Origin of the sequence: Microcoleus sp. D3_18_C2 (assembly GCF_036702395.1) — a bacterium.
In the GTDB taxonomy this organism is placed as follows: Bacteria; Cyanobacteriota; Cyanobacteriia; order Cyanobacteriales; family Microcoleaceae; genus Microcoleus.
This window is the reverse complement of record NZ_JAUBTG010000001.1, coordinates 183375-198618: the sequence shown is the minus strand read 5'-3', so window position 1 is coordinate 198618 and position 15244 is coordinate 183375. Positions and strand designations below refer to the sequence as shown.

Annotated in this window: 13 protein-coding genes; 5 read left to right on the top strand and 8 right to left on the bottom strand. The window is 45.3% G+C overall.

Annotated elements, in window-relative coordinates:
* Window positions 1-9: 9 nt before the first annotated feature.
* From rimP to QUA88_RS00720, 5 genes are all read right to left on the bottom strand, one after another.
* Window positions 10-477, bottom strand: coding sequence for a ribosome maturation factor RimP (rimP, locus tag QUA88_RS00740; protein WP_333057842.1), 468 nt, complete (start codon window positions 475-477; stop codon window positions 10-12).
* Between the two features lie 324 nt (window positions 478-801).
* Window positions 802-1017 carry a MoaD/ThiS family protein gene (locus tag QUA88_RS29415; protein WP_445243017.1) on the bottom strand — a complete coding sequence of 72 codons (216 nt, stop codon included), beginning with the start codon at window positions 1015-1017 and terminating at the stop codon, window positions 802-804.
* Window positions 990-1250: a hypothetical protein gene (locus QUA88_RS00730; protein WP_333057843.1), complete on the bottom strand. Its 261-nt coding sequence runs from the start codon at window positions 1248-1250 to the stop codon at window positions 990-992. The genes QUA88_RS29415 and QUA88_RS00730 overlap by 28 nt, the downstream gene beginning before the upstream one ends.
* A 72-nt stretch (window positions 1251-1322) precedes the next feature.
* Window positions 1323-2714 carry a response regulator gene (locus tag QUA88_RS00725; protein WP_333057844.1) on the bottom strand — a complete coding sequence of 464 codons (1392 nt, stop codon included), beginning with the start codon at window positions 2712-2714 and terminating at the stop codon, window positions 1323-1325.
* The gene (locus QUA88_RS00720; RefSeq protein ID WP_333057845.1) at window positions 2711-5539 is read right to left on the bottom strand and encodes an ATP-binding protein; all 2829 of its coding nucleotides are present in this window, start codon (window positions 5537-5539) and stop codon (window positions 2711-2713) included. Before QUA88_RS00720 ends, QUA88_RS00725 begins: the two co-directional genes overlap by 4 nt.
* 857 nt (window positions 5540-6396) lie before the next feature.
* On the opposite strand from QUA88_RS00720, the gene QUA88_RS00715 reads away from it, so the two are divergent.
* The gene (locus tag QUA88_RS00715; protein WP_333269731.1) at window positions 6397-6564 is read left to right on the top strand and encodes a hypothetical protein; all 168 of its coding nucleotides are present in this window, start codon (window positions 6397-6399) and stop codon (window positions 6562-6564) included.
* Window positions 6565-6611: 47 nt separating this feature from the next.
* Here QUA88_RS00715 and QUA88_RS00710 read toward each other — a convergent pair whose 3' ends face one another.
* Window positions 6612-8063 carry a hypothetical protein gene (locus QUA88_RS00710; RefSeq protein ID WP_445243016.1) on the bottom strand — a complete coding sequence of 484 codons (1452 nt, stop codon included), beginning with the start codon at window positions 8061-8063 and terminating at the stop codon, window positions 6612-6614.
* Between the two features lie 613 nt (window positions 8064-8676).
* Between QUA88_RS00710 and QUA88_RS00705 the strand changes: the two genes are divergently transcribed.
* Both QUA88_RS00705 and QUA88_RS00700 read left to right on the top strand, forming a co-directional pair.
* A complete protein-coding gene (locus QUA88_RS00705; RefSeq protein ID WP_333057846.1) occupies window positions 8677-10176 on the top strand; it encodes a GUN4 domain-containing protein in 1500 nt (499 codons plus the stop codon).
* 349 nt (window positions 10177-10525) lie between these two features.
* Window positions 10526-10789, top strand: coding sequence for a hypothetical protein (locus QUA88_RS00700; RefSeq protein ID WP_333212631.1), 264 nt, complete (start codon window positions 10526-10528; stop codon window positions 10787-10789).
* 129 nt (window positions 10790-10918) lie between these two features.
* Here the strand turns inward: QUA88_RS00700 and QUA88_RS00695 are convergent, their stop codons facing one another.
* The gene (locus tag QUA88_RS00695) at window positions 10919-11446 is read right to left on the bottom strand and encodes a P-loop NTPase family protein (RefSeq protein WP_333057848.1); all 528 of its coding nucleotides are present in this window, start codon (window positions 11444-11446) and stop codon (window positions 10919-10921) included.
* Between the two features lie 428 nt (window positions 11447-11874).
* Between QUA88_RS00695 and QUA88_RS00690 the strand changes: the two genes are divergently transcribed.
* Together QUA88_RS00690 and rph are read left to right on the top strand one after the other, a co-directional pair.
* Window positions 11875-12441, top strand: a complete 567-nt coding sequence (locus tag QUA88_RS00690) for a nucleoside monophosphate kinase (protein WP_333259776.1) — start codon at window positions 11875-11877, stop codon at window positions 12439-12441.
* 126 nt (window positions 12442-12567) lie between these two features.
* On the top strand, window positions 12568-13287 hold the full coding sequence (rph, locus tag QUA88_RS00685; RefSeq protein ID WP_333057849.1) for a ribonuclease PH: 720 nt from the start codon (window positions 12568-12570) through the stop codon (window positions 13285-13287).
* 391 nt (window positions 13288-13678) lie between these two features.
* On the opposite strand, the gene QUA88_RS00680 is transcribed toward rph, so the two are convergent.
* On the bottom strand, window positions 13679-15244 hold a 1566-nt coding region (locus tag QUA88_RS00680), incomplete at its 5' end, for a CHAT domain-containing protein (protein WP_333269727.1).

Sequence of the window (15244 nt, the reverse complement as noted above, 5' to 3'; positions counted from 1 at the left end):
AATTTCCCTTTACATCTCCTTTCCTTCGTCTAGTTCAACTTTGACAATCTGAGGGCGGGGAATTTTAACCTGTCGCCCTTTTTGATTGAGATAAACCGCTGTTTCATCCCGGCCCAGGAGTAGTCCTTTCCACTCTTTGATTCGCGAGTCGGGTTCGGTGGTTTTGGCTGTCACGGGGAAACCTTTAAAGGTAATGAATTCTCGATCGCTGCTGAGCAATCGGGATATTCCGGGACTGGAAATCTCTAGCACGTAGGCATCGGCTATGATGTCGGCTGCCTCTAACTCGGCATCGAGGGCTGTGCTCATGCGCTCGCAGTCGGCTAAACCAGTGTCTTGTTGGAGGTTGCGGATGTCTACCCGCAAGACGGGAGGATTTTGGTTGGTGTGAAACACTGCTCCCACTACTTCCAATCCCAGTGTTTCCGCAACGGGGGTAGCTAAGTCAATGATTTGTGGGATTAGGGGATGAGTCATATCGAATACTTAAGTTAAAACTCCTAAACTCGGACACGGGCAAGGAAAAATTTGTTGTTGAGATTGCTTGGTTTTGAGGTGGTTTGATTAGGTGGCTGCGACTTTCGTCTTCAACTTTGGGACTTACCCAACATCCCAGCAGGGATCTCAAGCGGGGGGATACCCCTACTAAATCAGTCCTCAACTTGCAAGTCAGACGCCCTGAGCTCTTTTCCTGCGACTAATGCAACAAAAAAAGTGGGCTTGACCCACTCCTAGGTAAAACAATTTCTTCCAAGAAGTTTGAGGACTTCTTCCGATCGAAGGGAGGCCTCAGTTCTCAGTTTAGCTCGATCGCCCGCCCGGTGACAAACTGATCGCCATCGGCGGACTGTCCGAGGGCAGAAGGGGAGAGCTGACAGGGGGAATAAGGACGACTTCATCACAGTTTTGGAGTGGGGTGTCGCGTGTGGCAAATTCCTGGTTGATACCCAAGCGGGTGCGATCGATCTGAGATGTTGCACCATTCTCGCTTAACAGGCTTTTCGGCCTGTTCCACAAGAAAATCTACTCTTTGTGGAACAGGCCGAAAAGCCTGTTCCTAAAAAGCTTATTGACAATGGTGCAAGATGTGCGATCGCCCCTAGAACAGGGGGAGGAGTGGCACTCAGGCGTTCTAGGACTTGCGATACGGGAGTTTCTTGGGTAAATTGTAATTTCAGTTCGGACAAGCCCTCTGCTTCTTGATAGGGGGCCAAGAGTTTGACAGTGATGGTGATTGGTAGATTAGACATGGGCGATCGGCAAATTACCAGCTATATTGACCAAACAGCCAAACTAAAATTAACCCTAAAAACTCCCCATTACTAATGCTGAATTGGAAGCTCAATAACAAACTCTACCCCCCATTCGGGCGAGGAAATGCAAGTCAGCTTACCACCATGTTTTGCTTCTACAATCTCACGGCTAATAGACAAACCTAAACCTGTCCCTTTACCTACTGATTTAGTAGTAAACATCGGCGTGAATAAATGCTGCATTACTTCCTGAGTTATGCCAACCCCATTATCAGCAATCCGAATCAAAACTCTGTCGCCCTGAAGCATTTCAGTGCAGATACGAATCTGTGGGTTGTCATTGCTCTGTTGCTTTTCCCCGCAGGGCGGACAACTGCTCGTAGACTCTTCTAAAGCATCAATTGCATTCGCTAATACATTCATAAACACCTGATTGATTTGCCCAGGATAGCACTCTACCAGCGGTAATTCGCCGTACTCTTTAATAACCTTAATAGCTGGGCGAGTGCCTTTACCTTTCAATCGATGACCTAAAATCAACAGGGTACTATCTAGCCCATCGTGAATATTCACTGGCGTTAGTGCCGATATATCCAACCGAGAGAAATTACGCAGTGACATAGAAAGATTGTAAAGTCGCTCTGTTCCGACCGCCATTGAATCAATAATTTTTGGCAAATCTTCCACAATAAAATCTAACTCAATCTCTTGGGACTTCTCCTCAAATTCTGATGTCGAATTAACGTGGTGCTGGCAAAGCCGAGTTATCTCGATCAAATCGGCAATATATTCCTTGGCAATAGGGATATTATTGGAGATAAAACTAACTGGATTGTTAATTTCGTGAGCTACCCCAGCTACAAGTTGACCCAGACAAGCCATCTTTTCACTTTGAACGATTTGCACCTGAGCTTTTTTAAGATTATCCAAAGCTTGAGAAAGTTCAGCGGTTCGTTCTTCCACCCGTTTTTCTAACTCCTGCGCGAGCTGATGTAACGCTGCTTCGGCTGCGATCCTGTCTTCAATTTCCCGTTTGAGAAGCAGATTTTGATCGGCGAGAGTTTTAGTCAAAGAACGCAGTTTTAAATGGAGATTGACGCGAGCTAATACCTCATTTTGTTCAAAAGGCTTAGTAATGTAATCCACAGCCCCTAGATTAAAGCCTTTGACTTTATCTCCTATGTCAGAAAGAGCCGTCATAAAAATTACCGAAATTTCGTTCGTCAACGGACTTGCCTTCAGGCGATGGCAGGTTTCAAACCCGTCAATTCCTGGCATCATCACATCTAAAAGAATCAAATCAGGCTGAGTATATTCAGCCTGTTCGATGGCGGTTTCGCCATCAGTTGCTACCAATATCTCCCATCCAAAACCCGCTAAAGCTTCAGAAAGCACGTCTAGATTGCTAGGATTATCATCGACGATTAAGATGCTACTTGTTTCAATATTTGCTGCCTTCATTCTTTTTCTATCCTGTGGGATGTAATAAACTCTTTAATTTTTTTGACCTGATAGCCTTGGGCTAACTGGCGCAGCTCAACAGCAAAAGACACAAATTTCTGATCCAATTTCTCTAAGTGTTCACTGCGCTTCACAATTCCTTTCACGTTGCCTCTCATCGCCAGTTCAAGTAGGAGTTCCATTTCTCCGGGCGGGGGAGCCACTACAGAGTTCGATTCAGAAAGTGATTGAGGCTCAGAGGAAAAGGCAATATTGCTGATTTTTTCATTTTTTCGTTCCTCATATATCCATTCAAGTTTTAAATACTTTTGCAACATCTCAAATAGCTCTTCTGCCTGCACAGGCTTACCGAGAAAATCGTTGGCTCCCCCCTCCAAACTTTTATGTTGGTCGGTAGCAAATACACTGGCAGATGAAGCAATGATTGCCACGTCTGTATAGTCTGACAAATTTCGGATACGGCGCATCATCTCAAAGCCATCTAACACTGGCATCACTAAGTCAGTGATAATCAAATCGAACTTAAACTCTTCTACTTTTTCTAAACCTTCTTGACCGTTTTTAGCTTCGGTTACTTCAAATCCGAGGGGTTCCAGGAGATTGACAATGACTGAGAGATTTTCCCATTTGTCATCCACAACCAAAACTTTCTGTTTTCTACCTTGGTACCCAACTAGCTTTCTTTGCTTGGCAATCGTGACTGTATTTGCCCAGTCTGCCGCTTCCGGTAAATCCAAATCTAGCCAAAAAACACTGCCTGTTCGTGACTGACTTTTTACTTGAATGGTACTACCCATCATTTCGACAATTTTCTGGCTAATTGTTAAACCGAGTCCGGTTCCTTCCGCCTGACGCTTGCTCTCTCCTACCTGTTCAAAAGGCAAAAATATTTTTTTTAAGTGTTCTGGCGTCATACCAACGCCAGTATCTTCTATTTGAAACCGAATTTTGTGAATTGGTGAGGCTGGCTTTTGCTGATGGCTTTGTACCTTTGCACCTGTCCCCTTTTCCAGATATTCTATCTTAAAAGTCACTCGTCCCGAGTCTGTAAACTTAATTGCATTGCTCAGTAAGTTAATTAGTACCTGTCGCAAGCGTTTTTCGTCAGCGTAGATGCCAGCAGGAATTTCCGAACTGGGTTGATAAACAAAAGCAATTCCTTTTTGTTCGGCTCGGATGCGGCAGATTTCCGCGACTCCCTGCAAAAAGGAAGGAAAATGAAAATCTTTCGCGTACAGTTCCAGTTTCTGGGCTTCAATTTTAGCGAGGTCTAAGATGTCATTGATCAGGGTTAGCAGGTGGGAGCCACACTGGTGAATAATACTGATGCCTTGGAGTTCCTTGGGAGCCATCGTTTTTGAGCGTTCTAGGATTTGAGCGTATCCTAAAATTCCATTGAGTGGTGTTCTCAATTCGTGACTCATATTTGCTAAAAATTCACTTTTAGCTTGGTTGGCAGTATCCGCGATTTGTTTGGCTTCCGTGAGTTCAGCAGTGCGTTCTTGTACTCTGATTTCTAGTTCGGAATTGGTCTTGGCTAGCGCATCAAAGGATTCGCGCAACTGTTGTGCCATTTGGTTGAATGATTGACCCAGAACTTCTAGTTCTTCTACGCCTTTTACTTGCACATTTTGGTCTAAATCTCCACTAGCGATTGCCCTAGAAGCTTCACTCAAGCGAAGAATCGGGTTAGTAATCCAGCGTGCGGTTAATATTCCTAAAACCGTAGCCAGTCCCAAGGCTCCTAAACACAAAAAAATGGTCGTCTGGGTGTTAACATTAATTTGCTCCATGAAGTCAGCTTCGGGAACTGTGATTACAATTAACCAGTCCAAACCGCGATCGTCTTTATAAGGAAGCGCTTGTAGAAATTGTCGTTGGCCATCGATCCAGAAGTCAAGCTGTTCTCGCTTGGTAATTTTTTTTAGGTCGCCAAATTGCTGTTGTAATTGCTTCGTAGCAGAGCTTATTAAGGGATCTGTGCTTTTAGCTGCATTGATGCGTTTAGCTTTCGCATTTTCAACTAAAAATGGCTGCTCTAGGGTAGAGCTGGCAACGATGAGTCCTGAGCGCTCGATGATAAAAGTTTGCCCTGAACGACCGATTTTTATATTTTTGAGAAAGTCACTAATTTGTGTTAGAAAAAAATGATCGGCGAATACCCCAATGACTGCTCCTTTACTATCATTGAGAGCAACACTAGCAGGCAAAACCATTTCTGGGAAAGCGTGATAGGAAAATATTTCGCCCCACACTGGTTTGCCTGCTTGGACGGCAGCCACGTACCAGGGTCGTTCCTCTATCTTGAAGTCGGGCTTTTCCTGAATGAGCCTTATACGCTCTCCGTCTTTAGTCATATCATAAAATCGAATACTTCCCCCTGTGGCTTGGCCGGCTTCCATGATTTGCAAGGTGTCTTTTTTAGGTTTTAATGCCCCAATAAAGCCATCATATTTTTGACTACCGAACATAATGGAACCTGCTGTCGGAAATAACTGTACCTGCTGCACAAAGTAGCGCTCTAGGCGTGGCAAGTCTTGAACGTCAATTTGACCTAGGCGGACAGCCTCAAGATTGATTTGATTGACTAGGTGGGGAGCCTCTAAATATTCGTTAAGCTTCTGATTGATGCGTTCGGAGACTTCACTGCGGAGTTGAGTCGCAACATTATTGACAGCTTCTTGTCCGTTGCGTACCGAGACCCAAGCGGTCAGCCCGACGGCGGCAAAGATTTGCACGACGAATGGCAACACTAGGATCAGGCGAAGTGACAGCTTTTTTTGAGAACGGTTTGACAGAAAAGTGGTGCGAGATGTGTGTGACATTGATTGGTGTTACTCCTGGGGTAACGAGTTGAGGGAAAATCTCTGTGGATTTAGTGAAATGAGACTGAGGAAATATATATTGAAAAGCTATCTATAATAGTTATTGAAACTTTTTAGAAAGTAACTTGCTTGAACCAGCATAGCTACTCTAGGTGTTTACTATGAGAGGGTTATAATTATAGCTGACTAAAGATGCTGAAGGGGAACATCTCAATGAAAGCACCTAAGTTAGAAATTGGATTTTTGAGGCTCTCTTGCTGCGAGGCAGGAGGGAGGAGGCAGGAGGCAGAAGGCAGGAGGAAGAAGAAGTGTTTTTACAAATATGAGATGCTCCCTGCTGAAGCGCCTGATTTTTTTACTAGCATTTGTAAAAAAAAAAATTTTTGAGAAAATCAGCTAGCAATTCTATCTAATAGATTACTTGGTTTACAGCTATTTGTAGTGGTTTTTAACTTTACTTTACAGATGGGCAATAAAAAATATCATTTCATCTAAATTAGATATATAGCAATCCTAAATGATTCGTGTAATTCTTGTAGGGGCTCTCCCCACGCCCGGTTGCCCCGATGCAGGCTGGGGTAGGCACGGGGAGTAGGGGTAGCACTACCCCTACATATTTTTACAAATGATGCGAGGATTGCTATATAGCAATCCTCGCATCAGTTTCAATAACTGGTTAACTTCCAAGCTCTGCCTGGGAACCGATGTAAGCGAGGCTCTGCCTCGGCCCCGACTATGGAGGCTCTTCCTCCGGATCTGCGTTACCAGGAAGAGCCTGGTAACGAGTATAATCATTTAGGATTGCTATATATTGATATAATATACGTCTAAAAAAAATGAGCTTTATCGCTAAAAACGTGAGTTCCCAGACCGCTGAGGACCCTAACGGCGGTCTAACTCACTACCGCGCTGAATGTGGGATGCACAACTCTGCAGATGACTCTGGTAGAGAATGCCGATCGCACATGAAACTTTACAATTCCAGCAAGTTTCATTTGCTGGAGTTAAAGCAGGGTAATTGCTAATTGCTAATTGGGGAAGAAAAAAATAAGTAAAGCGGTGGAGACTTGCGCTAACGCGGGGCTATCCGTTGCAGTTCTTTGGCTTGTTCTAAAATTTTCTCGAAGTCTTCTTCGCTCAACCGCTGAATGTAGTTGATTTTGAACTCTTCTAGGAAATCGCACAGCAGCAGTTGTATTTCTTGCCAGGTTTGCTGCTGTTGCAGTTCGGTGCCTAAAGCTTGCCCGAAATGTTGGACTAGCTGGCTTGAAAGTTTGATGCTTATGGGGTCTTCGCTGGCGATTTTGAAGGCTTCGTAGGCATCTTGGGGGCCGAGGGTGGCTAATTTTGAGAGTTCTGCAACTAATTGCTGTGCTAGCTGTTCGGGCAGGTTTCCCAGACCGGGTACTTGCTTCCATCCTTGATAGAGGGGGGATTGTTTGAGGAAGCTTTCAATATTGTACCGGAGGAGGGCTTCTAGGTCGGGCTGGAGTTGGGGGAGGACTTTGTAGACGGTTATTTGGACGAGATGGGTGGCGATCGCTTCTATTTCATTGATATTGTTGATGTCTAGATAGCGCTGTTTTGGGGATTTAAAGAGTTGACGAGCGAGTTCGCCTGTGGTAATTGATTGTTGCATCTGGTTGATGAGTTGAATTACTACAACTTCGGTCAATTCTTGGGCGAAATTGGCGACGAAACCTCGGCTGATTTGGGTGCGTATGGGTTGGAGATCCGGCATTTTGGCTTGGTGGATGCGAATTGTGACGGGTAATATTCGCAACAGGCGCCAGAATGGGAGCAGCAGGAAGATGTCGTACCATCGCCAGAGCATGGCCGATCGCCAAGTGACGCTGCGGTGGCGGCGGCCGATCGAGTAGGTACGGGCTAGAAATTCGATCGCGAATATGGCAATAAATGGCAGGTCAATTAGCCAGAAGTTATCGGTAAATTCGCCGTTTTCTCCAATCTCGCGGTAATAGTTGGTGGCGATTAATGGCTTGATTTTGGAGTCAAACCACTGGATTTCTTTTTGCCAGTCTTGTTTGTTTAAATAGTCAGGGCTCCAAAATCTTTGGAATGATTGTTTAGCGGAGTCTTCTGGATTCGGGACGCGATCGCGCATCCGGTCTTTGATTTTTTCTAGGGTGCCACTTTTTGATGCTACTCGAAAGGGATCTTCGTCGATCATTTTCGCGCTCAGATTGTTTATTTCCTGCAATTTGGCTGCTACTTGGGGAGAGGGCAATCCTGTTTGCACTACTTGAATTTTTAATTCTTCTAAGGTTTCCAGATATTGCTGGGTGTCTCGGTGGGGTTTAATTCCTTTAAATGGGTCGTATACTTGAGTTAGAACTGGGAGTTGCCGGAAGTAGAAATCTCGTCCGGGGACGTAAGTTATGTCAAATAATACTAGGCTTAAATTTCCTAGGGCGACCAGTGCCATGAACCGCTCGAACCAAGGTACTTTTGGTGATTTTTTGCGGGAGTTTGGAGTTGGAGAGGGCAGTAGTTTTGGTGTCACTAGCGGTTCCTAATTAAGTAGACCGATCGAAATAGATGTAACTGGTAATAGCTGAAAAAAGGAAACAGGGAAAACTGGCTAAGTGTCCGATCGAGTTCGGATGGCGATCGCGGAAGCTAGTCTTTATTTTAACGTGCGTTTGTTGGGGATTTTTGGATTGTTAATTATGCCTGGTTAAGTTAAATATTTTACGGGTAAAATATTTAGGTCGATCGAACTTGACGGAAGCTGTGGCTCCCGTTAGTGTGCTTCTCTCTGGCAATAAAATTATATCTCAGGCGGAATCCTTAGTTTTTTTGGCGTTGCAGTGCTCACGGGGCTGGCAATAAATGACTATTTCTGTTTGATCTACGGGCTATTTGACCGCTAAATCAAATGTATTGCACGCAGCGGAGTCTAAGGTTAGATGTGGACTTCGAGTTTGAGGTCAAACCCTCAAGAGAGTTATACTTGCTCAGGGGTGGCAGTCTGGTGAGAGCGCCCCCTCTGATGGCGAGGGTGGCTGCCGCCTCCGCAAGGTTCGAGGTTTCGCCTCTACAAAAACCAGCTCGCGATCGGACTCTTGAATAATATAAAACCCTTCCTACTAATTTTGTTCGCATTTTTTTAATATATGACATACTGCCTTAATCTCGATTGCCCAAGAGACAAGCGTCAGAACCCACCAGGCACAAAGTATTGTCTTAATTGTGGTTCAAAGCTGCTGCTAAAAGACCTTTATGCAGCAACTGAACCGCTACGCGATGGGGGATTTGGCAGGACTTTCCGAGCTGTTAATCATGGAAAATTTGAGGAATTGTGCGTGATTAAACAGTTGTCACCCCCTCAAGAATTTCAGCGGAAGCCCGGTCATTTTAAAAAATATGTTCGACTGTTTGAACAAGAGGCAAGGCGGTTATACGAACTGAAGCACCCGCAAATTCCTCAGTTAATTTCTTATTTTGAGGAAGATGGGCGCTTGTATTTGGTGCAAGAGTTTATTGATGGCAATAATTTAAAGGATGAGTTAGATAAGTACGGTGCTTATAGCGAAATTAAAACTTGCGAACTGCTGTTAGATTTGTTGCCTTTATTGAAGTTTGTTCATGACAGAAATGTAATTCACCGCGATATTAAGCCGGAGAATGTGATCCGCCGATCGCGCGATCGTAAGTTAGTGCTGATAGATTTTGGGGTTTCCAAACAGGTAGTAGCTGCTGCTCCCACCAAAACAGGAACGAAGTTGGGAACTCCCGGCTACGCGGCTCTAGAACAGCGTCACGGTAGGGCTGTTCCGGCTAGCGACCTTTACAGTTTGGGGGTGACTTGCATTCGCTTGCTGACTTCTGTTATGCCTTATCTGGATATCTACGGGGACATTCACGATGACCTTTACGATCCGCTTGAAGGCCGGTGGCTGTGGAGGGAGGCTTTGCCAAAAGGAACACAAATTAGCGAGGATTTAGGTCAGGTTTTGGATAAGTTAATTCAGGAATATGTTAAAGATCGCTACAAATCTGCTGTGGAAGTTTTGGATGCTTTAAAACCTCCTGTTGTTGTTGTCCCCGTGCTGGAAAAGTCGCAGCAGGCAACTGTTGTTAGTCCTTCGGTTCCGACTCAACCTGTGACTGATACTCTGTTAATTTCTGTGAATTTAGACTCAGAAAAAGGTATTGATTATTCTCACTTGGCAAGGCTGCTGGCTGCTAAAAATTGGCGTGGTGCTGATGAGGAAACTTCTGTGAAAATGCTGGAGGTGATGCAGCAAAATTCACGGGGTTATTTGAGTGAGGAAGATATTAGGAAGTTTCCAGCTAAGGATTTGCAGACTATCGATCGACTTTGGGTGCGGCACAGTCACCGCAGATTCGGTTTTTCTGTGCAAAAGGGTTTGTGGCTCAAGTTGGGGGGAAAGCCTGGTGTTTATGATGCTACAGTTTGGGAGAAGTTTGGCGATCGAGTGGGCTGGCGGGTTAACAGCCAGTGGGTATACTATTCGGAGCTGAATTTTTCTTCTAAAGCAAAGCCTGGACATTTGCCGGGGGGGACTGTTTTTGGGTGGGAAGGCGGGGTTTTGTGCGGTGTTTTGGGTTTGGGTGGGATCTGGTTTCTGCTGTCGCGGCGGGATTTGTAAAACTCACATCTTGCACTATTCTCGCTTAACAGGCTTTCCGGCCTGTTCCACAAAGAGTGAATTTTCTTGTGGAACAGGCCGGAAAGCCTGTTCATAAAAAACTTATTGAGAATGGTGCAATATCTCAGTAAAAGGAAGGTAGAAGGTAGAAGGCAGAATTTATTAGTGAGGCTGCACCCCAAGCGAAGTCGAAGTGTTAGTCATTAAATAGTTTTGAGTTGGGAATTAAAGAGTTAATAAGTGTGGAGTTTAATCATCTGTTCTGTAAAAAGTAGCTCTAAAAAAAGCGAAAAATAAGATATAATCCCAAACTATTTTTTTTGTGCTATGTTCTTAGAGAAGGGCAAGTTTGCAAAGTCAAAAGCCAGTCTTCGGTCGTGGCCAACGAGGGGGACTGGCTTTGGCTCCAATTTACCAAGGAGATTTATCTAGTATGTTGCAAGAAAAACGTCTCAAGCCGTGGACTATAGTTCGCTCGCTTCCAAATGTGGAAAAGGTGGTTGTGGGTGAGTTTCGCAGTTGGTCTGATGCAGACGGTCACTTGAAAATTCTCAAGCGGATGGTGCCGGCAGATCGATTGAGTGTTGTCTTCGATCCGGTAGTTCAAGCGTAACGTCGCTGGTAAATTGATCAGCGTGCGATCGCTCTTTGAGCTAAGCGATCGCCTCTTTTTTTTTGATACTGTTTTTTTACATAAAAAATGCGATCGCTAAACAGGCGATCGCAAATTGAATCATTGTCCTTAACTGCGGCGAATTTCCGTAATTTGGTCGGCAACATCCAAAATTCTTTGGGGCATCGATGGCCCGGTAAAAATCATATCCAAATGATGGGGCTTGTTGTCAATCAATGCCACCACTTCGGCTTCGGGAATCAAGCCCAAATTAACCGCTAAACTCAATTCATCGAGAATAACTAAGGCATAACGACCTTCACGCACCGCATTTTGAACATACTGCCACAATTGTTCGATCGATCGCGTCTCCAGCTCATCTAGATCGGCATTCTCAATACAGCGTGACAAATCGCAGCGCATCCAATCTAAATTTTGCCCCAGCCGCACCGGATGCTGGTGCCCTTGATTAATTCCCCCTTTGAGGAACTGCACCGCTAGCACGGGAGCTCCCTGTCCTGCAATTCTGAGGGCCTGAGCCATGACACTGGTAAAAAAGCAGCGGTGCGGGCCTGTAAAGACTTGCACCAGCCCTTGAACTGTGTAGGGCAAGCTGTGGGTTAAATTGAGTTTAGGGGTTTGTAACTGAGCAACCATAGGGCAATATTTAATCAGCAACTAAGTCTTGAGTGCAGCTCCGACCTTGGTGCGGCTGAAGCCTGCTTGACAATATATAGTGTACTGGGCCGGGTGCACATCCGATCGAACACTATATATATAAGTTGTCAAAAGCTCGCGGCAGTGGCATTCGCAGTCGTTTGTTCGATTTTTGAACTCAATTAGCACTTAGGCAGAAACGGGGTTTTTTACTAAAATACGGCGTGGAGCTTGACATTTATACAGTTATAGGGTGAAAAACCACGGTGATGAGAGCATTTTTTGTAGGAAGTTATTTAATCCACGATCCTTAGATAGTTAGAGGGTGAAAAAGCAAGGCGATGAGAGTCTTGGGAAGTCCAGGACTGTGAAGAAAAAGTACACACATCGCGTAAAATTTGAATGTCGCGGCACTAGGAGCAGGGACTGTGAGAGTGGTGATTCTGGGAGGGCCAGGAGCGGGAAAGGGAACTCAGGCTGAACTACTGTGCAGCAATTTGAGCCTTCCTTTGCTGGCTGTGGGGGACATTCTACGGGAGGCGATCGCAGAAGACACAGATTTAGGCAAGCTGGCGGTGTCTTATGTCGAAAAAGGGGAATTAGTTCCCGACGCAACTATGATTGAATTCTTTCGCCGCCGACTGCTGCTGTGGGATGTCTTTAATGGCTGGATATTGGAGGGCTATCCGCGAACTGCTTTTCAAGCTGAGGAGTTGGATTTTTTATTAGAGGAGTTGGCGCAGGAGCTAGATTGGGCAGTTTGGCTGAAAGTGCCGATCGAGGTTTTGCTGAGTAGGTCGATCGAGCGCGATCGATCGGATGACCATCCTGAAATATTACAGCGTCGGCTGGATTTGTTCCACGAACGCACTATTCCTCTTTTAGAGTATTACGAATACCGCAACAAACTGTTAACTATTGATGGCGCTCAATCTCCACAACAAGTCCAGCAGGATATTCTCAAATTAATCGAGGCTAAGAGCAAATCATTATAGGATTTTAGATTTTAGTAGATTTTAGATTGAATGACTGCATATTTACCGCATCAAAAAAACCGGAATATTAATACCAACTTTTAAAGTTTTAATGCCTAATTACCTATTACCAATCACCTAAATATTATGTCTTTCCAACGTCCAGATGGCAGACTACCAAATCAAATTCGTCCGATTAGTTTCGATCGACAGTTTACCAAATTTGCTAGCGGTTCCGTGCTCGCGAAAAGTGGCGATACTCAGGTACTTTGCAGCGTTACAATCAAGCCGGGAGTGCCTAGATTTCTGGAGAATACCGGACAAGGTTGGCTGACAGCGGAATACCGAATGTTGCCGGGATCTACGCCGCAGCGACAAGAGCGGGAATTTATGAAATTATCGGGACGGACTCAAGAAATTCAGCGGTTGATTGGGCGCAGTTTGCGATCGTGCTTGGATATGCAACTATTGGGAGAACGCACAATACTTGTCGATGCGGATGTTTTGCAAGCGGACGCTGGGACTCGCACGACTTCAATTACTGGCGGGTTTGTGGCTGTGGCTGACGCTTTGAACAAGTTGGTACAAAAAGGTGATTTAGTGCGATCGCCCTTGATTCGCCAAGTGGCGGCCGTGTCTGTGGGACTTTTGGAAGGGGAGCCATTTTTAGATTTGAATTATCTGGAAGATGTGGCGGCTGAAATTGATTGTAATGTGGTAATGAATGGAGATTTGAATATCATCGAAATTCAGGGAACTGCGGAAGAGGGAAGTTTCAGCCGGAGTCAGTTAAATCAAATTTTGGATGTGGCAGAAACTGGAATTCAGGAATTGTTGGAGGCTCAGCGGCAGGCTTTGGTTGAGTAGTCCGGCAGTCCGGCAGGGGTTGAAACCCCTGCCTCAAAGCTAAAGTCCTCTTAAGAGGACTGAGAAGAAGAATTTTTCAACTCATTAGTCCTCTTCAGAGGACTTTAGCTATTAGCCAGGGAATTCATTCCCTGGCGGACTGGCGGGCGGGCGGGAGGACTGGCGGACTGACGATTTAAGTTGACACAAATTGGCCGGGCGCCGTGTTCTCTATATAATAATTCCGGTGCAATCGGAAACGATATCAAGCGATCGGGTGGTGGCGGACTCGGCATAAAAAATAGTGAACAGGCCGATCGCACTCGGAACTTGCTTGCTTGCGGGCGATCGACTTTTCCCGAAAAACCATTAATATCCCACTAATAACAACTCACTAATCACTAATCACCCATCACCAAGGACTCCCAATCATCACAAAAGCCGACCAATAATAAGGATGCGACAACTTTAAATCCGCAAACCCTTGCAGCGAAGTCGGCAACTCCACCCCCTCACCCCGACTCAAACCGCGCAATCGGCCACCCTCCAAACGCACATCCCCCCGCAACATCGCAATTTGCGCTTGTCGCAGCGCCGCCCCCTTAATTCGCGCCGTCTTCAACTGCTGGTAAAACTCACTCATCAATCCCAAAGTACCTTCATCACTCACGTACCACAAACTTCCCAAAGCCGTTTGCACCCCCGCTTGCAGCGCCAAACCCCCAAAACCCAACTCGGCCTGTGCATCTCCCACCGCAGTCCGACAAGCACTTAAAACTAACATATTCACCTGCGGATCATTCAATCTCAAATCCCGCAATTGATCCAGTCGCAGCCGACTATTCCACAACTGAATAAAAGAATTATTTGGTGTTCCAGGTCGAAATTCGCCGTGAGTAGCTAAGTGAATAACCCCAAAAGATCGGCTTTGATGCTGTCGCTTCAAATTCTCCAAAGTGAAATCCTCATTCAGAAAACTAACTCCCGGCCACTCTCTAGAAATAGCGGCTATTTCTGCAGGAACCGCAGGCAAAGGATTCAACTCGGAAAATTCCGAGGCACCCATTGCTAAAACTTGAGAATTTCTGAGATCGACGTAGCGGGTATCTGTTAAATTAATGCTGGGCATCAGGCTGAGATTGTACTTTTCCACCAAAAATTGCTGTCCGTCGTGCAAAGCAGCAAAGGGCATACCTCTCAAACCTCGATCGACAACAAAGGAAATAGTATCCGTTTCGCACTTTTTCAAACTGTCCTCTAAAGGCCCAATCATCCACTTATAAAGCTGTTGGGAAGATGGTAGATAACTGGTAGTAGCCCGCACCCCCGGTTTGGTAATCTCACCCCTGAACTCATTTACAACTTTCAGAAGTTCTTGTCGGTTCGCTGACGGCACACTTTTGTGAACCACTTCACCGCAAGAAGTGATCAGCATTAAATTTAATTCTTCGGGCTGCGAGAATAGATAAATTAAGCTGGGTTTTGTGCCGGTTTCTTTACCCGCTGATTCTAACTTTTTTTGAATTTCCTCTGGGGATACCAACTCGTTGCTGATGTTGATGCCTAAATATTCCCCGAATTCTTGGCTGAAAGATTTGTCCAGCAGAGACAAAGCTTCCGATATTTGGCCTGTCTCCAAATTCCTGCCGATGTCGCCGCGAAATGCTGACTGAATAACTGAATCTAGGATATTTGAATTGATGAAATTTCTCACTTCTCTGGGAAATTGCATCCTTTCGCGCGGCATCCTTTCTCCGGGTTTTCCTATATCTCGCGATATTCTGTTTTGATTCTGCCGCTGTTGGCGGCTAAAGGGTTGGTTGGGATCGGGGAAAAGCGATCGCCCTCTATCTAATGCAAATCTATCCCTTGGTAATATTGGCGGCGAATTGGGATTATTAGGATTATTGGGATTATTGGGATTATTGGGATTATTAGGATTATTGGGATTATTGGGATTATTGGGATTATTGGGATT